A 21,878-nucleotide genomic window follows, 5' to 3' on the forward strand; every position below is an offset into this window, starting at 1 on the left:
ATTGAAACGGGAGCACCATGCGCAAGGATTACCTGGCTTTTTTTATCTCACTGTTCCTGTCACGGCTGGCGGACCAGATCCTGCTGTTTATCGTGCCGCTGATTGTGTTCCAGACCACCAACAGCGTCGCGTGGGCCGGGTTGGCGTTTTTCGTCGAATCGCTGCCGCGCTACCTGGCCTTTCCCGTCTGTGGAGCGTTGTGCGATAAATTCTCGCCGGTGCGCATCCTGCATATCAGCCAGGTTTACCGCGCACTGGCGTGCGTGGTGGCCGTAGCGCTTTACGGGGTGTTTGACGGTATCTATTGGCTGGTGGCCCTGTCTGCGCTGTGCGGCGTACTGACGACGCAAGGCATCATGGCTCGCGAAGTCGTGATGCCACACATCTTCAAGCATTACACCTACGCCAAGACCTTGTCCTACTCACAAATAGCCGACCAGAGCGGCCTGGTGCTGGGGCCGCTGGTAGCGGCGTTGATGTTGGAGGTGTGGGCCTGGCATTGGGTAGTACTTGGGGTTGCCGGGTTGTTTGTGCTGGCAGATCTGGCGATGCGGGCATGGCAGCGCAACACCACGGTGAATCTTGAGAGTTTTGAACAGCATCAGGACATCTGGCTGCAACCGCTGCGCATCGCATTCGGGCATATCCGCAACCTGCCAGAGCTGAAGCGCATCATTGCCCTCGCGGTCGGCGTGAACCTGATCATCGGCGTGACGCTGGCCACGTCGGCGGCGATGGTCACGGGTCAATTCGCCGCCGGCAAGGATGCCTATGCGTTGCTACAGGCGGCCGGCGCAGTGGTCACCATCGCTATCCTGTTTTACCTGGCGCGCGCCACGCTGTCGTTGAAAGTGCTGGGCGGGCTGTCGTATTCAATGATCGGGGCCGGGGCCCTGGTCATGGCGGTCAGCCCCACGCTTTGGGCTTACACCGTGGGATTCCTGCTGGTCACCGGTTTCGACAAAATGTTCAACGTGTATATGCGCAGCACACGTCAACGGGTCATTCCGGTGCAAGACTTCGGTAAAACGGTGGGCGTGATCACGTTGCTCAACAACCTGGCACAGCCATTGGCCGGTCTTGCGATTGCCGTACTCGCCGCGCCCTTGAGTACCCAGACGGTGATCCTGCTGCTGACCGGGATCACCGCGCTGATCGGCGTGGCCGTCGCGTCAGGCTGGCACGCCACTGTGAAAGCGGAATTCGATGTCGGGTGACTCGATCAGCTCTTGCTCGGCCGCCCTCACCCGCTTGATCACCTGAGCGATGTCCTTGGCGTCGCCATACTGGTACGCCAGCTTCAGGTAACCCTGGAAGTGCCGCGCCTCGCTTTTCAGCAAGCCAAAGTAGAACTTGCCGAGTTCTTCGTCCAAATGCGGCACCAATGCTTCGAAACGCTCGCAACTGCGCGCTTCGATAAAGGCACCCACCACCAGCGTGTCAACCAGTTTGACCGGCTCATGGCTGCGCACGACTTTGCGCAAACCCGAGGCATAGCGCCCGGCGTGCAGCTGCCGTAGCTCGACCTTGCGCTTTTTGATCAAACGCATGACTTGCTCATGGTGTACCAGCTCTTCGCGGGCCAGGCGCGACATCATGTTGATCAGGTCAACATGGCCGTGGTACTTGGCCATCAGGCTCAGGGCGGTGCTGGCGGCTTTGAATTCGCAGTTCTTGTGGTCGATCAGCAGGGTTTCCTGATCGGCCAGCGCGGCCTGGACCCAAGCGTCAGGGGTGCGGCAACCGAGGAATTCGTGGATTTCTGGCAGGTTCATCGGGCTCACGGGCAAAAGGATCACAAAAGGCCGGCGATTATACCGACCCCGCCGCAGACCACCAGTCACGGGCCTTGATGTGCATCAACATGACGTCTGGCGGGCAGCAACTATAGTTGTTCCAGCCCCCGCCTCTTTTGGAGATCCAATCATGCAAGCCATCCGCAGCATCCTGGTGGTCATCGAACCCGAGCATTCGGAAAGCCTGGCCCTCAAGCGCGCCAAGCTGATCGCCGGGGTCACTGGCGCGCACTTGCATTTGCTGGTCTGCGACAAGAAGCATGAGCACTCGGCGCTTCTGGCGCTGCTGAAGTCGGGCTTGCAGGAAGACGGCTACAGCGTCAGCACCGAGCAGGCCTGGAATGACAGCCTGCATGAAACCATTATCGATGTGCAGCAAGCCGAGGGTTGTGGCTTGGTGATCAAGCAGCATTTCCCCGACAGCCCGTTGAAGAAAGCCCTGCTGACGCCTGCGGACTGGAAGTTGCTGCGCTACTGCCCGTCGGCGGTCCTGCTGGTCAAGACGGCTAAGCCGTGGATGAGCGGTGTGATCCTGGCGGCGATCGATGTGGGCAACACCGATGCAGATCATCGGGCGCTGCACAATTCAATCATCGACCATGGTTTTGATATCGCCAGCCTGGCCAAGGCGCAGTTGCATGTCATCAGCGCCCACCCGTCGCCGATGTTGTCGGCGGCAGACCCGACCTTCCAACTCAAGGAAACCATCGAGGCGCGTTATCGCGAGCAATGTAAGGCGTTTCAGACAGAGTTCGATGTGGACGACTCACACTTGCACATTGAGGAAGGCCCGGCGGATGTGCTGATCCCGTTCGCCGCCCATAAGTGGCAGGCGGCGGTGACGATTATCGGCACCGTGGCGCGCACCGGGATTACCGGAGCGCTGATCGGCAATACGGCGGAGGTGATACTGGATGCAGTGGAAAGTGATGTGTTGGTGCTCAAGCCTGACACGCTGATGGATCAGCTGGAGGAACTGGCCAGCAAGCCCTGACGGGGTCTTCAGGCAACAAAAATCAACTGTGGGCGCTGGCTTGCCTGCTCCCGCCTTGACCGCTCCAGTCAGTGCCCCAGTGCATCCTTCAAAAAGTTTGGCGCGATATAGCGCTGGTAGTGCGCCTCCGACAGGATAAAAAACTCCCGATCAATGGCATCGCGCAGGTCCGGCAAGGGCCAATCGCGAAACTCCGGCAACAGCACCATGCCGTAAGCCTCCAAGTTGGAAATAACCCGCGCACCACGGGCGATCAACTGGTACGCCCAGCAATACTCGGATTGATGCGGCACAAAGCGAATCTTGCGCTGCTCCAACTGCCCACGCAGGGTCTTGGGGTCGAACACCTCGACTTTGCCGGCCATTACCTGCACCAACAGCTGCTCCAACCGCAGCCAGACCGCGCGTTTTTCTTCTTCGTTATAGCCGTTCCACTGGATCACTTCGTGGTGGAAACGCTTGCAACCACGGCACACGAGATCGCCGTAAACCGTGGAGCACAGGCCGACGCAGGGAGTCTTGATGGTTTGGTTGGACATGGGCAACGACACGCAGATCAGCGAAACAATGCGCCATGTTAGCCCTTTGTCTAACGGCTATCACCCTGCAAACTTGGCGAGGCAACTTACCTTTAGTTTTTTTTTGCCGTAGAATCATCCGGCCTTGTAAGGCGCCAATAATCCGCTGGAAGCTGTTTTCAAAGCGTCACGAGCACAGTCGTTCCTTCAGAACGGTGTTGGCGATGGTGAATGACTCGGTAGGTCAACGCCCTCGCCAACCCTCATCAGCTCCGTTCTGCAGGCGTAAAACTTTGAAAGCAGCTTCTGTGAGAAATGCCGGCAGCGCTGGCTTTGTGGCTCAAAAAGCCCCCGAGCGCATGCGTGCCGTTCATTGCTGGATGAGCGTCCCGTGGGACCACTGATGAGGGTAATAACTGTGCTTGAAGCCTACCGCAAACATATCGAAGAGCGTGCAGCCCTGGGTATTGTTCCCCAGCCGCTTAACGCCGAACAAACCGCAGGCCTGGTTGAGCTGCTGAAAAATCCTCCGGCTGGCGAAGAAGAATTCCTCGTTGACCTGATCACCAACCGCATTCCACCAGGCGTTGACGAAGCTGCCTACGTCAAGGCCGGTTTCCTGTCTGCCCTGGCCAAGGGCGAAGCCACTTCCCCCCTGATCGACAAGAAACGCGCCGTTGAACTGCTTGGCACCATGCAAGGCGGCTACAACATCGTGACACTGGTTGAGCTGCTGGACGACGCCGAGCTGGCACCTGTCGCCGCCGCCCAACTCAAGCACACCCTGCTGATGTTCGATGCGTTCCACGACGTGGCCGAAAAAGCCCGCAATGGCAACGATCACGCCAAAGCCGTGATCCAGTCCTGGGCAGACGGCGAGTGGTTCCGCAACCGCCCGACCCTGGCCGACAAGATCAGCCTGCGCGTGTTCAAGGTCACCGGCGAAACCAACACCGACGACCTGTCCCCTGCCCCGGACGCCTGGTCCCGCCCTGACATCCCGCTGCACGCCCTGGCCATGCTGAAAATGGCTCGCGAAGGCATCGTGCCGGACGAGCAAGGCAAGACCGGCCCGATGAAGCAGATCGAAGAGATGCGCGGCCAAGGCTTCCCGATCGCCTACGTCGGTGACGTGGTCGGTACCGGTTCTTCGCGTAAATCCGCGACCAACTCCGTACTGTGGTTCTTCGGTGACGACGTTCCTTACGTGCCGAACAAGCGCGCTGGCGGCTTCTGCTTCGGCAGCAAGATCGCTCCTATCTTCTACAACACCATGGAAGATGCTGGCGCACTGCCAATCGAATTCGACGTTACCAACATGAACATGGGCGACGTGATCGACCTGTACCCGCATGCTGGCAAAGTCTGCAAACACGGCACCGACGAAGTCATCACCACCTTCGAAATGAAGACCCCGGTGCTGTTGGACGAAGTCCGCGCCGGCGGCCGTATCCCGCTGATCATCGGTCGTGGCTTGACCGACAAGGCGCGTGCTGAACTGGGCCTGGGCCCTACCGACCTGTTCAAGCTGCCTGAAGCGCCTGTCGACACCGGCAAAGGTTTCACCCTGGCACAGAAAATGGTCGGCAAGGCGTGCGGTCTGCCAGAAGGCAAAGGCGTTCGCCCTGGCACCTACTGCGAACCGAAGATGACCACCGTGGGTTCCCAGGACACCACCGGTCCGATGACCCGTGACGAACTGAAAGACCTGGCGTGCCTGGGCTTCTCGACCGATCTGGTAATGCAGTCGTTCTGCCATACCGCGGCCTATCCAAAGCCGATCGACGTGACCACCCACCATACCCTGCCTGACTTCATCATGACCCGTGGCGGTGTATCGCTGCGTCCAGGCGACGGCATCATCCACAGCTGGCTGAACCGCATGCTGCTGCCGGACACCGTCGGTACCGGTGGTGACTCTCACACCCGCTTCCCGATGGGCATCTCGTTCCCGGCCGGTTCTGGCCTGGTCGCGTTTGCCGCAGCCACTGGCGTAATGCCACTGGACATGCCGGAATCGATCCTGGTGCGCTTCAAAGGCAAAATGAAACCTGGCATCACCCTGCGTGACCTGGTTCATGCCATTCCTTACTACGCGATCCAATCGGGTCTGCTGACGGTAGAGAAGAAAGGCAAGAAGAACGCGTTCTCCGGCCGCATCCTGGAAATCGAAGGCCTGAACGACCTGACGCTGGAACAGGCTTTCGAGCTGTCCGACGCCTCGGCCGAACGTTCGGCTGCCGGTTGCACCATCAAGCTGTCGAAAGAGTCGATCACCGAGTACCTGAACTCCAACATCACCCTGCTGCGCTGGATGATCGGTGAAGGCTACGGCGACCCGCGCACCCTGGAACGTCGTGCCCAAGCGATGGAAGCCTGGGTTGCCAACCCTGAGCTGATGGAAGCCGATGCCGACGCGGAATACGCCGAAATCATCGAGATCGACCTGGCCGAGATCAACGAGCCGATCCTCTGCGCACCAAACGACCCGGACGATGCCCGTCTGCTGTCGAGCGTTGCCGGTGAGAAGATCGACGAAGTGTTCATCGGTTCGTGCATGACCAACATCGGTCACTTCCGCGCTGCCGGTAAGTTGCTGGAGCAGGTCAAGGGTCAGCTGCCAACCCGTCTGTGGCTGTCGCCGCCGACCAAGATGGACGCTCACCAACTGACCGAAGAAGGCTACTACGGCATCTACGGTAAAGCTGGCGCGCGCATGGAAATGCCGGGCTGCTCGCTGTGCATGGGTAACCAGGCACGCGTAGAACCGAACTCGACCGTTGTGTCGACGTCGACCCGTAACTTCCCGAACCGTCTGGGTGACGGCGCTAACGTCTACCTGGCTTCGGCTGAGCTGGCAGCAGTGGCTTCTACCCTGGGTCGCCTGCCGACCGTTGAAGAGTACATGGGCTACGCGGCGAAACTGGACACCATGGCCAGTGACGTCTACCGCTACCTGAACTTCGACCAGATCGCTGAGTTCCGTAAGATCGCAGCAAGCGCCAACATCCCGGTGATTCAAGCCTAAGGGTGTGTTGATGTAGCTACACCCGGTAAAAAAAACGCCGCGTATCGCAAGATACGCGGCGTTTTTTTGTGCTTGAAGAACCGCCGCGCCAGATGAAACACACTGATTGCCGACCGCCTTTGTATACCGACCTACCAGATCAGGTAGTTGTCCCCCAACACTTTGAAGACTAAAACTCTCTACAGCCTGAAACCTGCGTCATGGGATCCGCCTGCTCTGGATCTACTTCGCGCTGTAAGCCGTACTACTTCTAATAAAAAAACAATCAAGCCTTGCCCCCGGCACCTGAGCTCAGTGGCAGGGGCGCTCTCGCCTGTTTTTCAAGTGCTGACTGGAGGTGTGTTATGTCGCGTAAACACTATGTGATCAAGAAGGTCTTCAAGGATTATTCGGTGTCAGTGGAACAAATCGGCGATGCTCCCAATAAAAATAACGTTTTGCTGGTCAACGGCGCCATGGCCACGACGTCGGCCTTTGCCCGTACAAGCAAATGCCTGGCCGAACACTTTAACGTGGTGCTGTTTGACTTACCGTTCGCTGGAAACTCCCGCGTTCATAACCCGGACCGGTGCCTGGTGACCAAGGACGACGAAGTGCAGATATTGCTGGCATTGATCGAGCGCTTCAATATTCACCACCTGGTTTCCGCCTCCTGGGGTGGCTTGTCGACCCTGTTGGCGCTCGCCAGAAACCCGGGCACCGTCAAAAGCTCGGTCGTGATGTCATTCGCTCCCGGCCTCAACGCACCGATGCTCGACTACGTCAGCGGGGCCCAGGCACTCATGGCCCGGGATGACAACGCAGGTATCGGCCATTTGCTCAACCAGACACTGGGCAAGCACCTTCCGGCCCGACTCAAGACCGCTAATCAACAACACATGGCGCAGTTGATCGACGCCGAGCAGCATCAAGCGCGATTCCATATCGACCAGGCGCTCAAGCTCAACGAGGGGGCTTACCTGCCGCAACTTTCGAGCATCAACAGCCATGTGCACTTTTTGAACGGCGCCTGGGACGAATACACCAGCGCCATGGACGTGCAGTGCTTCAAACAGTACATCCGTGACTGCAGCTTCTCCACGGCCGAGAGCAGCGGGCATTTTCTGGATCTGGAATCCCGGGCGGCGGCCAACGGCGTGCACCGTGCATTGCTCGGTCATTTGCTGGCGCCTCGCGATACCCAGCCAGAGGCGCTTCACGCGTCGCCCCCGCACCGAGCGCAGTTGAGCTTCGCCTGAGCACTTTTCGACAAGGATGTGGATGATGCGAGTAATCATGATTGCCATCGGCTCGGCCGGTGACGTTTTTCCCTTTATCGGCCTGGGCTCTGCCCTGATTCTGCGCGGTCATCAGGTGACCTTGTGCAGCATGCCGGCTTTTCAACGCACCATTGAGGCGCGAGGCCTAGACTTCGTACCGTTATGTGATGAGGCTACCTACACCGCCGCCATGGGTGATCCCCGGCTGTGGGACCCGAAGACATCCTTCGGCGTGTTGTGGCAAGCCATCGCCGGCCTTTTAGAGCCGGTCTACGACTATGTGACCGCCCAGGACAACGACGACACCGTGGTCGTCGGCTCGCTGTGGGCCTTGGGTGCTCGTATCGCCCATGAAAAATACGGCTTCCCCTACCTGTCCGTCCAAGTATCACCATCAACGTTGCTGTCTGCACATTTGCCGCCCGTGCACCCCACCTTCAATGTATCGCCGCGCTTGCCATTGACCCTGCGTAAACTCCTCTGGCGCGGGATCGAATACCTAAGCCTGGACCGTACCTGTGCGCCCCAAATCAATGCCCTGCGCCGCAAACACGGGCTGCCAGGCACGGTGAAGACTATCTTCAGCCAATGGATGCATTCGCCTCAAGGGGTAATATGCCTGTTCCCCGAATGGTTCGCCCCCGTACAGCAAGACTGGCCGCAGCCCTTGCACATGGCCGGCTTCCCACTGTTCGACGGCGGCACCCTCGGGCTCGATGAGCAAAGCCGAACTTTTCTGGACGCAGGATCTGCCCCCATTGTCTTCACCCAAGGCTCCACTGAGCACTTTGACCATCAGTTTTATCGGTTCGCCCTCGCAGCGCTGCACAAGTCGGGCGCACGCGGCATTTTTCTGACCGGTGATCGGCCGGTCATCAGCGACTTGCCGCCCACGGTGATGCAGCGTCCGTTCTTGCCGATGAGTTCACTGTTGCCCCGCGCGGCGGGCCTGGTCCACCCCGGCGGCATTGGTGCCATGAGCCTGGGGCTTGCGGCCGGCATTCCACAGATCGTCCTGCCGATCGCTCACGACCAGTTCGATAACGCCGAGCGACTGGTGCGCATGGGGTGCGGGATTCGCCTCGACCTGCCCCTGGACAGCCAAGACCTGCAAGGGGCGATCGCAGCACTGTTACACGATACCCACTTGCAAAAGGCCAGCCTGCGGGCGAGTAGCCTGATGCCCGCCGACGCGGCGTCCTGTGAAACAGCGGTCAAGGCCATTGAGCAGTGCCACGCGCGCCATTCAATTCCTCGTCTGCGCCAAGCGTCATAACACCAGCGTCTTGGGTGAAAGCACCGTGCCAGAGCCATCGGGAAAGCCTAGGAAAAGTTTGACAGAAATATCTCGTGGGCTAGATTGCCAAAGGTTTGGGGAATCGAGGCGACTGTCCATGGAGAAGGAAAACGACCTCATTCGCTGGTGGAATCGCTTGCGGATAGAGATGCTCAAGCAACAGGGTGGGCCACAAGTCTTCGCGCTGCTGGAGCGGGAGGTGTTGCAACTGGGGTTCGAGTATTACGCCTATGGCGTACGCCACCTGACCCCTTTTACCCGTCCAAAAACCGAGATTTACGGCTCCTACCCCGAAAGATGGCTGGAACATTACGAGGAGCAAAACTACGCGGCAGTCGATCCGTCGATTCTCAGTGGCTTGCGTTCCACCGAGATGGTGCTGTGGAACGACGCACTGTTTGATAACAGTCGAAAGTTATGGCTGGAAGCTCGGGACTGGGGTCTGCGCATCGGCGCCACGCTGCCGATTCGCAGCCACGATCACTCGCTGCGGTTACTGTCCGTGGCCCGGCGCGAAGACCGGATCTCACAGGCAGAAAGCGACGAAATACAATTGCGCCTGCGCTGCATCCTCGAACAGGTGACGCTGCGCCTGACGGACCTTGGCCATAGCGAACGCACCCACCCATCGGTGTGCCTCAGTCTGCGTGAGCGGGAGATACTGCAGTGGACCGCCGACGGCAAAAGTTCCGGCGAGATCGCGCTGATCCTCACCATCTCCATCAACACCGTGAACTTTCACCTCAAGGCCATCCAGAAAAAATTCGGGGCCGCCAACAAGACACTGGCGGCTGCCTATGCCGCCGCACTGGGCTTGATCTAGGGCCCGACGATCACGATAAGGACATCCAATGATCAATATCATCACCCGCCATCACCATGAACTGTCTGCAGCCCTTGAGGACGACCTGGGCCGCTATCGACACGAAGTATTCATCCAGCAACTGGGCTGGAAACTAGACTCCACCTGCGCCCTGCCCCAACGCGAATTCGACCAGTTCGACCAGGCCGACACCCGTCACATCCTCGCCCTGGACACCAAAGGCCAGGTCTGCGGTTGCGCACGACTGTTGCCGACCACACAGCCTTATCTGCTGTCGGAAGTCTTTGGATTTCTGTGCGACCAGCCCAGCCCGCAAAGCAGTGATACTTGGGAAGTGTCGCGCTTTGCCGCCCGAGCTCTTGAGGAAGGCACCTTACCGATGCGGATCTGGTGGAACAGCCTGCACCATGCCTGGCGCCAGGGCGCCAATCGAGTGGTGGCGGTCACCACCCCGGCACTGGAGCGTTATTTCCTGAAAAATGGTGTGCAGTTGAGTCGCCTCGGCGCTGCGCAACGCGTGAACAAAGACCACCTGGTAGCGCTGAGTTTTCCGGCCTGGCAGAAAAACGGCCAAATCGCGTTGCACGCTGATTCGGCCGTTGCATAGCGCTGCGTGATCCAGGTGTGAGGAAAGCCCGGGTCGAAGGTTTTGCTCACATCAAGGAATCAGCGAGTACACCACCGCAGTGATCGCCACCAGGCCAACCGCCGTGACAAACACATTGGACGCCTGCCCACGGTACTTGGCCATGGCCGGCACTTTGCGGATGGCATACATCGGCATCAGGAACAGGATTGAAGCAATGATCGGACCACCCAGAGCCTCAATCATGTGGAGAATGCTTGGGTTTAACGTCGCAACCATCCAGCACGCCACCAGCATGAAAGCGGCAGTCATGCGGTCCAGGCGCTTGGCACCCGGGCGACGACCCGTTTTCAGCACCAACCCCTTGAGGCCTTCGCTGGCGCCGATGTAGTGGCCCAGGAACGATTTGGCAATCGCCACAAACGCGATCAACGGAGCGGCAAACTCGATGGTCGGGTTATCGAAGTGGTTGGCCAGGTACGACAGGATCGACAGGTTCTGCGCCTTCGCTTCGGCCAACTGCGCCGGCGATAGGGTCAGTACGCAGCTGAATACGAAGAACAGCACCATCACCACCATCAATACGTGTGCGCGGGACAGGATCTGCGAGCTGCGCTCATCGGCGTGGGCGCCGTACTGGCGCTTCTGGTCAACCGCAAAGGCCGAGATGATCGGCGAATGGTTGAACGAGAACACCATCACCGGGATCGCCAGCCACAGCGTATTGAGCAGTGCAGACGGTGCCGGGACTACGCTGGCGGTGCTGAGGATGCCGCCATTCCAATGCGGAACCAGGTACACCGCCAGGAACAGCAAGGCGACGATGAACGGATACACCATCAGGCTCATGGCCTTGACGATCACTTGCTCGCCGCAACGCACCACGGCCAGCAGGCCGAGGATCAGCACCAACGACAGAATCGCTCGTGGTGGCGGCATGATGTGCAGTTGGTGTTCCATGAAGCTACCAACGGTGTTGGTCAGCGCCACGCTGTAGATCAGCAGGATCGGGAAGATAGCAAAGAAGTACAGCAAGGTGATCAGCGCACCGGCCTTGATGCCGAAGTGCTCTTCGACGACGTCGGTGATGTCGGAGCCTTCTCGACCGGACAGTACGAAGCGGGTCAGGCCACGGTGGGCGAAGAACGTCATCGGGAAGGCCAGTACCGCGAGGATCACCAGTGGCCAGAAGCCTCCCAGGCCCGCGTTGATCGGCAAGAACAGCGTGCCGGCGCCAATGGCGGTGCCGAACAGGCCAAGCATCCAGGTGGTGTCCTGGCGGCTCCAGCGTGTGAGGGTTGCAGGTGTCGTCTCATAGCGTTGGTCGACGCTATTGGCCTGATCATTCATCCGATCGGATCTCCGCTTTTACACGGTCGGGACGAGTCAGAAAAACCTGACAGGCAGCGCCCCGACCATAGAAGGGGCCGGATTGTCCGGGATTCTGTTGAATAAGCAAAGACTTAGCTGAGGAACGGTGGCGTGGTACATCGACGCGCCGCGCACAAATCAAACACATTCGTTGACAACTTGGCGCCGCTTTCAGCATGATCCAGCCATGAACCGTATTCAGCTGAACCTCACCCCCACCACCACCACGACCGCCTCAGGCGGGTCGTGCGGTTGCGGTGGGTGTTCACGCTAGACACCTCACAGATTCAACCCAAGGCCCCGCCAGCAATGGACGGGGCCTTTTTATTGCTCCGCCATCTGGCCATTGCAAGGAGCAACACCATGACTGACGCCCTGCTGATCATTGATATGCAAACTGGCTTATACGACGGTCCGGAAAAGCCCTTCGAGCGCGAACGTGTACTCGCCACCATCAACCAACTGATTCAGCGTGCACGCCATGCAGGCGCCCCGATCTTCGTCGCCCGCCACACTGGCCCGGCAGGCTCGCCGATTGAAGCCGGCAGCGCGCCCTGGCAGCTATGGCATGGCCTGGATGTCGACGAGTCGCGCGATCTGTTGTTCAACAAAACCCGCCCCAGTTGCTTCCTGGGCACAGACTTGCAGCAGCAACTGAGGGCGGCACAGGTCAGCCAATTGGTGATCGTGGGCATGAAAACCCAGTTCTGTATCGACGCCACCTGCCGGGTAGCGGTGGAACTGGGCTTCCAGGTGGTGCTGCCGGAAGACGGCCATACCTGCATGGACACTGCGGCATTGAAAGCCGAGGCGATTATCGAGCATCACAACGCGACGTTGGCTGGGGCGTTTGTGAAGCGCACGAGAGCGGCTGAGATCCGCTTCTGACCACGCAAATACTGCATACTCATGCCCTCAAACCCTTCAGGAAGAGCCTTCCGATGACCGCCACCGTTCTGGTCCTGGTAGAAACCATCAACGAATACCTGCCCATCATCGAGAGCAATGACTTTCACGTGATCCTGGCGCCGACGCCCACCGAACGCGCCGAAGCCATCAAAGCCCATGGCAGCCAGATCAACGCCGTACTGACCCGTGGCCCGCTGGGTTTGTACGCCGAGGAAATCGCCGCCCTGCCGCTGCTGGAAATAATCTGCGTAATCGGCGCCGGCTATGAGCATGTTGACCTGCAGGCCGCCAGCAATCGCGGAATCGTCGTCACCAATGGCGCCGGAGTGAATGCGCCGTCGGTGGCCGATCACGCCATGGCGTTGCTGCTGTCGCTGGTGCGCGGCATCCCTCAGACCGACGCAGCCGTGCGCCGTCATGAATGGCCGAAAGTGATGCGCCCGTCGCTGGGCGGCAAGCAGCTGGGCATTCTTGGACTCGGTGCGGTGGGCCTGGAGATCGCCAAGCGTGCCGCCCTGGGATTCGGCATGGAGGTGAGTTATCACAACCGCCAGCCGCGCGACGACGTGGACTACACCTACTGCGCAACCGCCGTGGAACTGGCGCGCACCTCGGACTTCCTGATCCTGGCCACCCCCGGCGGCGCCAGCACCCGCCACCTGATCGATCGCCATGCCCTGGACGCGCTGGGGCCGAATGGCTATCTGGTCAACATCGGCCGTGGCAGCGTGGTGGTCACCGCCGACCTGGTCGCCGCCCTGGAGCAACGCCGCATCGGCGGCGCCGCGCTGGATGTGTTCGACGACGAGCCCAAGGTGCCCGACGCGCTCAAAAAACTCGGCAACACCGTGCTCACCTCCCATGTCGCGGGCCTCTCGCCGGAAGCCGCCCATGACACCGTGCAACGCGTGGCCGACAACCTGGTGGAATACTTCGCCGGGCGTCCGGTGCTCACGCCGGTCGCCCTGCCCCCGCCCAATAAATGACCGATCAGGCACGCTGATCATCGTCCAACACGCTAACCTATTAAGCCGCCCCGACCTTGTCGCTGGGCGGTGGTGCGCATTAGATTAGGAAATAGTCCAAGGCCTTTAGAATAAGCAGAAGGGATAAGCATGGCGCTGAACGACCAATCGACCCAGATTCGCCCAGGTGAAGAACTTGATGCCAGCCTGATCGATCCCTACCTCAAGGCTCACATCCCGGGCTTGAGCGGCACGCCTACGATCAGCCAGTTCCCAGGTGGCGCGTCCAACCTGACCTACCTGTTGGAATACCCCGGTCAGGAGTTCGTGCTACGTCGCCCACCGTTTGGGCACAAAGCCAAGTCCGCCCATGACATGGGCCGCGAATACCGCATTCTCAACCAGCTCAAAGACGGCTTTCCCTACTGCCCCAAGGCCTACGTGCATTGCACCGACGAATCGGTGATCGGTGCCGAGTTCTACGTGATGGAGCGCGTCAACGGCATCATCCTGCGCTCCGACCTGCCGGCCGAGCTGGGCCTGGATGCCGCCAAGACCGAGGCGCTGTGCAAGAGCTTTATCGACAAATTCGTTGAACTGCATCAGGTGGACTACAGCGCCTGCGGCCTGGCGGATTTGGGCAAACCCGAAGGCTACGTTGAACGCCAGATCCGTGGCTGGAGCGATCGCTACGAAAAGGCTCTGACCCCCGACGCGCCACGCTGGGATGCGGTACGCGCCTGGCTGAATGAAAAAATGCCCGCCGACCACCCGACGTCAAGCATCGTGCATAACGACTACCGCTTCGACAACGTGATTCTTGACCCGCATAATCCGATGCAGATCATCGGCGTGCTGGACTGGGAACTGACCACCCTCGGCGACCCGCTGATGGACCTGGGCAACACCCTCGCCTACTGGATCGAAGCCGCTGACCCTGCGCCGGTGCAACTGATGCGCCGTCAGCCAAGCAACGCCCCCGGCATGCTCACCCGCCGCCAGTTCGTCGATTACTACGCTGAACGCGCGGGCCTGCAGATCGACAATTTCGACTTCTACTACACCTACGGCCTGTTCCGCCTGGCCGGTATCGTGCAGCAGATCTACTACCGCTTCTTCCATGGCCAGACCCAGGACAAACGCTTTGCGCAGTTCATTCAAATGAACAAGCTGCTGGAGCAAATGAGCCTGAATGTCATCGGTAAATCAGCCCTCTAAGGAACCCTCATGTCCAAGACCAACCTGTTCGACCTCGATGGCAAGATCGCATTCGTTTCCGGCGCCAGCCGTGGCATCGGTGAAGCGATCGCCAAGTTGCTGGCCCAACAAGGCGCTCACGTGATCGTTTCCAGCCGCAAGCTGGAAGGCTGCCAGCACGTGGCTGATGCAATCATCGCCGACGGCGGCAAGGCCACCGCCGTGGCCTGCCACATCGGCGAGATGGAGCAGATCACCCAAGTGTTCGCCGGCATTCGCGAACAGTTTGGTCGCCTGGATATCCTGGTGAACAACGCTGCGACCAACCCGCAATTCTGCAACGTGCTGGACACCGATCTCGGTGCGTTCCAGAAGACCGTTGACGTGAACATCCGTGGCTATTTCTTCATGTCGGTGGAAGCCGGCAAGCTGATGCGCGAAAACGGCGGCGGCAGCATCATCAACGTGGCGTCGATCAACGGGATTTCGCCGGGTGTGTTCCAGGGCATCTATTCGGTGACCAAGGCCGCTGTGATCAACATGACCAAGGTGTTCGCCAAGGAATGCGCCGAGTTCGGCATTCGTTGCAACGCCCTGTTGCCGGGCCTCACCGACACCAAGTTCGCCTCGGCCCTGGTGAAGAATGACGCAATCCTGAAAATGGCCCTGGCGCAGATCCCCCTCAAGCGTGTGGCGGATCCAAGCGAGATGGCCGGCGCGGTGCTGTTCCTGGCCAGCGATGCATCCAGCTACACCACGGGTGTGTCGCTGAATGTGGATGGCGGTTTCCTGTCCTGAAAGCCGCACTCTATGTGGGAGCTGGCACATTCAAGCATTCGGCGGCTGCTGCCGAAAGCTCACCGCCAGGCGGTTCCAGCCACTGATGCTGGACACCGCCATGGTCAGGTCCACCAGCTCCTGCTCACTGAATTCCAAGCGTACAGCCGCGTACAACTCATCCGATACCGTCGAGGTCGGCAGCGTCGCCACCGATTCACTCCAGGCGAGTGCCGCCTTTTCCCGTGCCGTGAAAAACGGCGAGTCACGCCATACGCACAACGCGAACAAGCGTCGCTCGGTTTCGCCGCGCTGGCGCGCCGCCATTGAGTGCATGTCTGTGCAAAACCCACAGCCGTTGAGCTGCGAGACACGAATCTTGATCAGCTCCAGCAAGGGCTTTTCGATGGACAAACCAAAGGTTGTCGCCTCCAGCATCAGCATGCCCTTGAGCGCTTGCGGCGAGGCGGTGTAGTAATCGAGGCGAGGTTCCATGGAACGGTTCTCTGGCGTAGGGCGCAATGACAAACCAGCCTAGAGTCCGCAAGGCATAAGCCCTATAGCCAATCAGCCGGTTTATGCGCAGACCATTTTGAGCCTGTCACGCAGGCGCGTAATCTTGGCAAAGAGTGAATGCCCGGGATAAGACATGGAACTGCACGTTGTGATCAACGGCCGCAAGGATCTGGCCGAACAGTTGTACCAACAGCTGCACGAAGCCATCGGCTCCGGACGCCTGGCCGCTGGCGCGCAATTGCCGCCCAGCCGCTTGCTTGCCGAGCAACTGGGCATATCGCGCAAGACCGTGTCCGACACCTACGCCACCCTCACCTACGAAGGCCTGCTGGTCGGCAAGACGGGCCGTGGCACCTTCGTCAACGCCCGCGCACCGCAGTCCGAACGCCTGCAAACCGCCACCGACCTGGCCTGCGCCGCCAACCTGGCGAAGTGGCAGTCGCTGCCCTCGCCCATGCGCCACCCCACGCGCGACAGCACGCTGCGTTACGAATTTATCGGCGGTGCCACCAGCCGCAACCAGTTCCCCCAGGATGAATGGCGGCGCTGCACCCAGGACGCGCTGCGCCGGATTGCCCAGAACAGTGGGTTCTACAGCCAACCCGAAGGCTTGCCTGCGTTGCGCAGTGCAATCGCCGGGCATATCGCGTTCTCGCGCGGCGTGAAATGCCGCGACAGCGACATCATCGTCACCAACGGCGCACAGCAGGCGCTGGATTTGATCGCACGCGTGGTGCTGGAACCGGGCAGCATTGTCGCCATGGAAGACCCCGGCTACAGCCCCGCACGCCAGTTGTTCATGGCAATGGGCGCCAACGTTGCCAGTGTGCCGGTGGATGCACAGGGCATTCGCGTCGACCAGATTCCCGACGGCACGCGGCTGATCTACGTGACGCCCTCACACCAGTTCCCCCTTGGCATGCCCATGAGCCCGCCACGCCGTGAAGCCTTGCTGGCGCGGGCGCTAGAGCTGGGCGCGATCATTATCGAGGACGACTACGACAGCGAGTTCCGCTACGAGGGGCGCCCTACCGACTCCCTGCAAAGCATGGACACCCGCGGCCTGGTGACCTACGTCGGCACCTTCTCGAAAACTTTGCTGCCCGAGCTACGCCTGGGCTACGCGGTGCTGCCACCGGCGATTCATGGCGCGGTGCTCAAAGCCAAGCAATTGACCGACCAGCACAGCTCGACGCTGCCGCAATGGGCATTGGCCAAATTCATCAGCGAAGGCTACCTGCTCAAGCATATCCGCCGCTGCCACACGGTCTATGCCGGGCGCCGCGAGCGCATCCTGCAGCGCTTGGCGGGGGATTTGTCGCCGTGGTTCGACGCCGTGCCGACCGTGGCCGGGTTCCACATGGCTGCATTGTGCAAGGTGCCGGTCAACATCCCGCTGCTGATGGAGCTGGCGCGGCAGGTCGAAGTGGGTCTGTACCCCCTGGATGTGTTCTTCCACGACGCTCCGGTACGTCCTGGCCTGATCATCGGCTTCGGCGCCATCGAAACCCTGGACATCGACCCGGCGCTGGACAAGGTCCGCGATATTCTCCAGCAGATTGGCTAGGCGGTTTTCCGCTGGATTGGTCATTGGTCACCCAGGCGCTGCGGCGTAGGGTGAAGAGGTCTCGAATGACTTGGAAACCTCGCCATGAAACGACTGCTCGCCAGCGCGCTGATGTTCACCTCGCTCACCGCCTTTGCACACGAACCGGTTTACAACCAGGAATCGATCAAGGTTCTGCAAGAGCACGCGCTGACCAATGTGCCCGGCAAGAAAACCATCCTGCTCACCGTCGATTATGCCCCCGGCCAGGCCACTGTGCCCCATAGCCACACCGGCACCGCCGTGGCTTACGTGCTGGAGGGCGCGGTGACTTCGCGGGTGAATGAGGAGAAGGCGAAGACCTACACAGTGGGTGAGTCGTTCTACGAACCGGCGGGTTCGCGGCACTTTGAATCGAGCAATGCCAGCCAGACAAAACCGGCCAAGTTGCTGGTGGTGATGGTGTTGGATGACAAGGCTGAGGTGCTGACACCCCTTCCACACTAATCAGCCACACCACCACCCCCCTGTGGGAGCAGGGATTCAGGGCCGCTTGAACTGCCGCCGCAGCGTTTCAATTCGCGGCCGGCAGTAGCAGCCTTCCAGATGATCATTAACCATCCCCATCGCCTGCATCAGCGCATACATCGTGGTCGGGCCGACAAACGTCCAACCCCGCTTCTTCAGGGCTTTCGACAAACGTTCGGAAGCCGGTGAGGTGGGGTTACCCGTCCAGTAAGCCATGTCTACCAAGGCCGGGCGTTCATCGTCAGCGGGCTCAAACGCCCACAACCACCGTGCCAGCGAGCCGGCCTCCTCCACCAACTCACATGCCCTGCGCGCATTGTTGAGGGTGGACACGATCTTCGCGCGATTACGCACGATGCCCGGGTCCTGCATCAGCCGCTCGATATCCGACTCGCCGTACTGCGCCACCCGGCGAAAATCAAAACCTTCGAACGCCGCGCGAAACTGCTCGCGTTTGCGCAGGATGGTGATCCAGGCCATGCCTGCCTGAAAACCTTCCAGGCAGATCTTCTCGTACAGCTGGATGTCATCCGCTACCGGCACGCCCCACTCACAGTCGTGGTAATGCGGGTATTCCGGCGCTGCGGTGCGCCAGGTGCAATGGGTGCGCCCGGTTTCGTCGGTGGTCAGTCCTGGCTGGTCCATCTATCACCTCATAGGCCGAGCGGCGGATGATAAGCGAAAAAAATCCCACCCCGCCAACCGCTCAAGCATCGCCCTCACCGACCAACTGGTCAGACCGGGACCCGTCAACCGGCAAATAATGACTTGTTATTTCAAAAATACCTGGCCTAGACTGGCCCCGCACTGGACTTACCGGTATGACCACAACAATTAAGCCCTGGAACCACCAGGGCACCGAATAGAGATCCCTCCCATGCTCAGATGGTGCTCGCGTTCGATTTTCCTGCAAGTCGTGATCGGCCTGATGTTAGGCATAATCTGCGGCCTGGCCCTTCCCGAATTCTCCTCGCAACTCAAACCCTTGGGCGACGGCTTTATCAAGCTGATCAAGATGCTGATCGGCCTGATCGTGTTCTGCGTGGTGGTCAGCGGCATCTCCGGCGCCGGCGACCTGAAGAAAGTCGGGCGCATTGGCCTCAAGTCGGTGATCTACTTTGAAGTGCTGACCACCATCGCCCTGGTGATCGGCCTGATCATGGCCTTCAGCACCGGTATCGGCACTGGCGCCAATATCCACCTGGAACAGCTCTCCTCCGCCGGCCTCAATGAACTGGCCGACAAGGGCCAGCACATCAAGGGCACCAGCCAATTCCTGATGGACCTGATCCCCAACTCGGTGATCGGCGCTTTCGCCGAGAACAACGTGTTGCAGGTGCTGCTGTTCTCGGTGCTGTTCGGCAGTGCGCTGAACCTGGTGGGCGAAGCGGCCTCCGGCATCACGCGGCTGATCAATGAACTGAGCCACGTGATTTTCCGCATCATGGGCATGATCGTGCGCCTGGCGCCCATCGGCGTATTCGGCGCGATCGCCTTCACCACCAGCACCTACGGCCTGGACTCGCTGCAACATCTGGGCAGCCTGGTGGGCCTGTTCTACCTGACCTGCTTCGCTTTCGTCGCGCTGATTCTCGGCCTGGTGATGCGCGTGTCGGGGCTGCGCATGTGGCCGCTGCTCAAGTACCTGCGTGAAGAACTGCTGATTGTCATGGGCACCGCCTCTTCCGACGCCGTGCTGCCGCAGGTCATGCGTAAACTTGAGCACCTGGGTATTGGCAGTTCCACCGTCGGCCTGGTGATTCCAACCGGGTATTCGTTCAACCTCGATGGCTTTTCGATCTACCTGACCCTGGCCATCGTGTTTATCGCCAATGCCACCGGTACACCGCTGTCGATGACCGACCTGATGACCATCTTGCTGGTGTCGCTGATTACCTCCAAGGGTGCCCACGGCATTCCAGGGTCGGCCCTGGTGATTCTGGCGGCCACGCTTACGGCGATCCCGGCGATTCCGGTGGTGGGCCTGGTGCTGGTGCTGGCGGTGGATTGGTTCATGGGCATCGGCCGTGCATTGACCAACCTGATCGGCAACTGCGTCGCCACCGTGGCCATTGCCCGCTGGGAGAAAGACATCGATATCCAGCGTGCCAACAAGGTCCTCGATGGTCACCAAGGCTACGCCTTCCAGGCGAAGAAACCGGTGCTGCCGGCGCATCAGGAGTTCTGAGCAAGCGACACGGTTCAAATGTGGGAGCTGGCTTGCCAGCCTCCCACATTGGCTCAACGCCAGTTTAATTATTGTATTTGCAACTTAAAGGAGTGTACGACGTGATCAGCACCTCAACCGTCGTCAATTCAGTCGTAGAAAAACTGCGCGCCGCACTCAAGCGGGGCCAGTGGCGACGCGGCGAAATGCTCCCCGGCCAGCGCGAACTGGCCGAACAAATGGGCATCAGCCGCCCCAGCCTGCGCGAAGCCGTGATCGTCCTGGAAACCCTTGGCCTGGTGCGCTCCATGCCCGGCAAAGGCGTGGTGGTGCTGGAGACCAGCGTCAGCGAGCCGCAATCCAGCGACGCCGTGGCCGACGCCAGCCTGGAAGATATCCTGCAACTGCGCTACACCCTTGAACCCTTCATCGTCGGCCTGGTGGCCCAATCCATCAGCAGCAAAGAGGTCGGCCAATTGCGCCTGACCTTGATGGACATGCGCGAAGCCCTCGACGCCGGCGACGCCGAAGCCGGCATGAACGCCTACATCGACTTCCATGAAGAACTGTTCGCCCTGACCTCCAACCCGATCTTCCAGAACGTGGTGCAGCAAACCAGCAATGCCCTCAAGCAAAGCGCCCAAGTGCTGCGCAACTCGCCCGAGCACCTGGCGGAGCGCCTGCGAGAGAACGAGGCCGTGGTGCGCGCCATCCGCAACAAAAACAGCGCCCTGGCCAGTGCGGAAATGCGTCGGCACATCCTTCAGGAAGGCCTGCGCATGGGCATTCGTTTGAACATCCCGGACGACCATCTGGGCAGCTGACTTTCTGGAGACAGGCCATGACCGCTCACGCGCTGCAACGCGATCCCATCCTCCCTGCCCTGCGCCTGGTCGCCGGTAAAAAGCCTTCGGTGGACGACATCTACCCGCAGCTGTTCGACGCCATCCTCGAACAACGCATTGCCCCGGCCAGTCGTTTTACCGAAGAAGGCCTGGGCGAAATCTTTGGCGTGAGCCGCAGTGTGATTCGCCGGGTCCTGGCAAAACTGTCCCATCAACAAGTGATCATCCTGCGCCCCAACCAACGGGCCCAGGTCGCCGCGCCGGACCCGCAGCAAACCCGGCAAATTCTCGAAGCACGGCGCCTGACTGAAATAACCGTGGTGCAACTGGCCTGCGCGCACGCCACACCGACCCAGGTACGCCAGTTACGCGAGCTGATTACCCGCGAGCGCGAGTGCATCGAGCGCGACCAGCGTGGGCCGGCGATTCGGCTGTCGGGAGAGTTTCATCTGCAATTGGCAGCGATGGCGCGCAATGCACCGCTGGCGCAGTTCCTTAACAGTTTGGTGCCGCTGACGTCGTTGATCATTGCCCAATACGAAGCAAAAGCCTGCACGTATTGCGCGTGGCAGGAACATGCGGCGATTGTGGATGCAGTGGAGCAGCGTGACTCAACTACCGCGGTGGCGCTGATGACCCAGCATCTGGACCACCTGGAAACTAAATTACTGAAGCACCACTGACCCCAAGGTAGATGGAGATCAAAATGTGGGAGCTGGCTTGCCTGCTCCCACAGTTGCCCTGCATCGTTTGTCA

The 21,878-nt window shown here is 60.0% G+C and carries 21 protein-coding genes; 16 read left to right on the forward strand and 5 right to left on the reverse strand.

Annotated features, from left to right (window positions below; genetic code table 11):
• Nucleotides 1-17: 17 nt before the first annotated feature.
• Entirely contained in the window at nt 18-1,217 is a 1,200-nt protein-coding gene (locus BFP95_RS05690) for an MFS transporter (RefSeq protein ID WP_065872863.1), read from the forward strand.
• On the opposite strand, the gene BFP95_RS05695 is transcribed toward BFP95_RS05690, so the two are convergent.
• Nucleotides 1,173-1,775 carry a tRNA-(ms[2]io[6]A)-hydroxylase gene (locus BFP95_RS05695; RefSeq protein ID WP_065909528.1) on the reverse strand — a complete coding sequence of 201 codons (603 nt, stop codon included), beginning with the start codon at nt 1,773-1,775 and terminating at the stop codon, nt 1,173-1,175. The two genes, BFP95_RS05690 and BFP95_RS05695, sit on opposite strands and share 45 nt — an antisense overlap.
• A gap of 151 nt (nt 1,776-1,926) precedes the next feature.
• On the opposite strand from BFP95_RS05695, the gene BFP95_RS05700 reads away from it, so the two are divergent.
• Nucleotides 1,927-2,790, forward strand: coding sequence for a universal stress protein (locus BFP95_RS05700; protein WP_065872861.1), 864 nt, complete (start codon nt 1,927-1,929; stop codon nt 2,788-2,790).
• A 68-nt stretch (nt 2,791-2,858) separates the two neighbouring features.
• Here the strand turns inward: BFP95_RS05700 and BFP95_RS05705 are convergent, their stop codons facing one another.
• Nucleotides 2,859-3,329 carry a DUF1289 domain-containing protein gene (locus tag BFP95_RS05705; protein WP_065872860.1) on the reverse strand — a complete coding sequence of 157 codons (471 nt, stop codon included), beginning with the start codon at nt 3,327-3,329 and terminating at the stop codon, nt 2,859-2,861.
• Between the two features lie 397 nt (nt 3,330-3,726).
• On the opposite strand from BFP95_RS05705, the gene acnB reads away from it, so the two are divergent.
• From acnB to BFP95_RS05730, 5 genes are all read left to right on the forward strand, one after another.
• Nucleotides 3,727-6,336 (forward strand): bifunctional aconitate hydratase 2/2-methylisocitrate dehydratase, encoded by a 2,610-nt coding sequence (acnB, locus tag BFP95_RS05710; RefSeq protein ID WP_065872859.1) that lies wholly within the window; start codon nt 3,727-3,729, stop codon nt 6,334-6,336.
• A 344-nt stretch (nt 6,337-6,680) separates the two neighbouring features.
• Nucleotides 6,681-7,574 carry an alpha/beta fold hydrolase gene (locus BFP95_RS05715; RefSeq protein ID WP_065872858.1) on the forward strand — a complete coding sequence of 298 codons (894 nt, stop codon included), beginning with the start codon at nt 6,681-6,683 and terminating at the stop codon, nt 7,572-7,574.
• 25 nt (nt 7,575-7,599) lie between these two features.
• Entirely contained in the window at nt 7,600-8,871 is a 1,272-nt protein-coding gene (locus BFP95_RS05720) for a glycosyltransferase (RefSeq protein WP_065872857.1), read from the forward strand.
• Nucleotides 8,872-8,989: 118 nt separating this feature from the next.
• Nucleotides 8,990-9,715 carry an autoinducer binding domain-containing protein gene (locus tag BFP95_RS05725; protein WP_065872856.1) on the forward strand — a complete coding sequence of 242 codons (726 nt, stop codon included), beginning with the start codon at nt 8,990-8,992 and terminating at the stop codon, nt 9,713-9,715.
• Between the two features lie 28 nt (nt 9,716-9,743).
• A complete protein-coding gene (locus BFP95_RS05730; protein WP_065880651.1) occupies nt 9,744-10,322 on the forward strand; it encodes an acyl-homoserine-lactone synthase in 579 nt (192 codons plus the stop codon).
• 51 nt (nt 10,323-10,373) lie between these two features.
• Here BFP95_RS05730 and BFP95_RS05735 read toward each other — a convergent pair whose 3' ends face one another.
• A complete protein-coding gene (locus BFP95_RS05735) occupies nt 10,374-11,651 on the reverse strand; it encodes a serine/threonine transporter (protein ID WP_065872854.1) in 1,278 nt (425 codons plus the stop codon).
• A 384-nt stretch (nt 11,652-12,035) separates the two neighbouring features.
• Between BFP95_RS05735 and BFP95_RS05740 the strand changes: the two genes are divergently transcribed.
• The 4 genes from BFP95_RS05740 to BFP95_RS05755 all read left to right on the forward strand — a co-directional run bounded on the left by BFP95_RS05740 (nt 12,036) and on the right by BFP95_RS05755 (nt 15,541).
• Nucleotides 12,036-12,560: a cysteine hydrolase family protein gene (locus BFP95_RS05740; protein ID WP_065872853.1), complete on the forward strand. Its 525-nt coding sequence runs from the start codon at nt 12,036-12,038 to the stop codon at nt 12,558-12,560.
• A 53-nt stretch (nt 12,561-12,613) separates the two neighbouring features.
• On the forward strand, nt 12,614-13,567 hold the full coding sequence (locus BFP95_RS05745) for a 2-hydroxyacid dehydrogenase (protein WP_065872852.1): 954 nt from the start codon (nt 12,614-12,616) through the stop codon (nt 13,565-13,567).
• Nucleotides 13,568-13,696: 129 nt separating this feature from the next.
• Nucleotides 13,697-14,764, forward strand: coding sequence for a phosphotransferase family protein (locus BFP95_RS05750; protein ID WP_065872851.1), 1,068 nt, complete (start codon nt 13,697-13,699; stop codon nt 14,762-14,764).
• Between the two features lie 9 nt (nt 14,765-14,773).
• On the forward strand, nt 14,774-15,541 hold the full coding sequence (locus BFP95_RS05755; RefSeq protein ID WP_049713006.1) for an SDR family oxidoreductase: 768 nt from the start codon (nt 14,774-14,776) through the stop codon (nt 15,539-15,541).
• 30 nt (nt 15,542-15,571) lie between these two features.
• Here BFP95_RS05755 and BFP95_RS05760 read toward each other — a convergent pair whose 3' ends face one another.
• On the reverse strand, nt 15,572-16,015 hold the full coding sequence (locus tag BFP95_RS05760) for a carboxymuconolactone decarboxylase family protein (protein ID WP_065909530.1): 444 nt from the start codon (nt 16,013-16,015) through the stop codon (nt 15,572-15,574).
• 154 nt (nt 16,016-16,169) lie between these two features.
• On the opposite strand from BFP95_RS05760, the gene BFP95_RS05765 reads away from it, so the two are divergent.
• A complete protein-coding gene (locus BFP95_RS05765) occupies nt 16,170-17,603 on the forward strand; it encodes a MocR-like pyridoxine biosynthesis transcription factor PdxR (RefSeq protein WP_065872849.1) in 1,434 nt (477 codons plus the stop codon).
• Between the two features lie 84 nt (nt 17,604-17,687).
• The gene (locus tag BFP95_RS05770; protein ID WP_065872848.1) at nt 17,688-18,089 is read left to right on the forward strand and encodes a cupin domain-containing protein; all 402 of its coding nucleotides are present in this window, start codon (nt 17,688-17,690) and stop codon (nt 18,087-18,089) included.
• A gap of 36 nt (nt 18,090-18,125) precedes the next feature.
• Here the strand turns inward: BFP95_RS05770 and BFP95_RS05775 are convergent, their stop codons facing one another.
• Nucleotides 18,126-18,755 carry a DNA-3-methyladenine glycosylase I gene (locus BFP95_RS05775; protein WP_065872847.1) on the reverse strand — a complete coding sequence of 210 codons (630 nt, stop codon included), beginning with the start codon at nt 18,753-18,755 and terminating at the stop codon, nt 18,126-18,128.
• A gap of 217 nt (nt 18,756-18,972) precedes the next feature.
• On the opposite strand from BFP95_RS05775, the gene BFP95_RS05780 reads away from it, so the two are divergent.
• The 3 genes from BFP95_RS05780 to BFP95_RS05790 all read left to right on the forward strand — a co-directional run bounded on the left by BFP95_RS05780 (nt 18,973) and on the right by BFP95_RS05790 (nt 21,805).
• Nucleotides 18,973-20,298, forward strand: a complete 1,326-nt coding sequence (locus BFP95_RS05780) for a C4-dicarboxylate transporter DctA (protein ID WP_175402987.1) — start codon at nt 18,973-18,975, stop codon at nt 20,296-20,298.
• Between the two features lie 101 nt (nt 20,299-20,399).
• Nucleotides 20,400-21,101 carry a FadR/GntR family transcriptional regulator gene (locus BFP95_RS05785; protein ID WP_065872845.1) on the forward strand — a complete coding sequence of 234 codons (702 nt, stop codon included), beginning with the start codon at nt 20,400-20,402 and terminating at the stop codon, nt 21,099-21,101.
• A gap of 17 nt (nt 21,102-21,118) precedes the next feature.
• Nucleotides 21,119-21,805, forward strand: a complete 687-nt coding sequence (locus BFP95_RS05790; RefSeq protein ID WP_065872844.1) for a GntR family transcriptional regulator — start codon at nt 21,119-21,121, stop codon at nt 21,803-21,805.
• Nucleotides 21,806-21,878 lie beyond the last annotated feature (73 nt).

The sequence above is a fragment of the Pseudomonas sp. 58 R 12 genome (assembly GCF_900005865.1).
In the GTDB taxonomy this organism is placed as follows: Bacteria; Pseudomonadota; Gammaproteobacteria; order Pseudomonadales; family Pseudomonadaceae; genus Aquipseudomonas; species Aquipseudomonas tritici.

Coding starts and splice junctions, on each gene's coding strand:
- BFP95_RS05695 (WP_065909528.1), bottom strand. CDS start 1,775: ATGAACCTGCCAGAAATCCACGAATTCCTCGGTTGCCGCACCCCTGAC.
- BFP95_RS05750 (WP_065872851.1), top strand. CDS start 13,697: ATGGCGCTGAACGACCAATCGACCCAGATTCGCCCAGGTGAAGAACTT.
- BFP95_RS05790 (WP_065872844.1), top strand. CDS start 21,119: ATGACCGCTCACGCGCTGCAACGCGATCCCATCCTCCCTGCCCTGCGC.
- BFP95_RS05765 (WP_065872849.1), top strand. CDS start 16,170: ATGGAACTGCACGTTGTGATCAACGGCCGCAAGGATCTGGCCGAACAG.
- BFP95_RS05730 (WP_065880651.1), top strand. CDS start 9,744: ATGATCAATATCATCACCCGCCATCACCATGAACTGTCTGCAGCCCTT.
- BFP95_RS05705 (WP_065872860.1), bottom strand. CDS start 3,329: ATGTCCAACCAAACCATCAAGACTCCCTGCGTCGGCCTGTGCTCCACG.
- BFP95_RS05775 (WP_065872847.1), bottom strand. CDS start 18,755: ATGGACCAGCCAGGACTGACCACCGACGAAACCGGGCGCACCCATTGC.
- BFP95_RS05715 (WP_065872858.1), top strand. CDS start 6,681: ATGTCGCGTAAACACTATGTGATCAAGAAGGTCTTCAAGGATTATTCG.
- BFP95_RS05700 (WP_065872861.1), top strand. CDS start 1,927: ATGCAAGCCATCCGCAGCATCCTGGTGGTCATCGAACCCGAGCATTCG.
- BFP95_RS05760 (WP_065909530.1), bottom strand. CDS start 16,015: ATGGAACCTCGCCTCGATTACTACACCGCCTCGCCGCAAGCGCTCAAG.
- BFP95_RS05690 (WP_065872863.1), top strand. CDS start 18: ATGCGCAAGGATTACCTGGCTTTTTTTATCTCACTGTTCCTGTCACGG.
- BFP95_RS05735 (WP_065872854.1), bottom strand. CDS start 11,651: ATGAATGATCAGGCCAATAGCGTCGACCAACGCTATGAGACGACACCT.
- BFP95_RS05755 (WP_049713006.1), top strand. CDS start 14,774: ATGTCCAAGACCAACCTGTTCGACCTCGATGGCAAGATCGCATTCGTT.
- BFP95_RS05770 (WP_065872848.1), top strand. CDS start 17,688: ATGAAACGACTGCTCGCCAGCGCGCTGATGTTCACCTCGCTCACCGCC.
- BFP95_RS05725 (WP_065872856.1), top strand. CDS start 8,990: ATGGAGAAGGAAAACGACCTCATTCGCTGGTGGAATCGCTTGCGGATA.
- BFP95_RS05720 (WP_065872857.1), top strand. CDS start 7,600: ATGCGAGTAATCATGATTGCCATCGGCTCGGCCGGTGACGTTTTTCCC.
- BFP95_RS05740 (WP_065872853.1), top strand. CDS start 12,036: ATGACTGACGCCCTGCTGATCATTGATATGCAAACTGGCTTATACGAC.
- BFP95_RS05745 (WP_065872852.1), top strand. CDS start 12,614: ATGACCGCCACCGTTCTGGTCCTGGTAGAAACCATCAACGAATACCTG.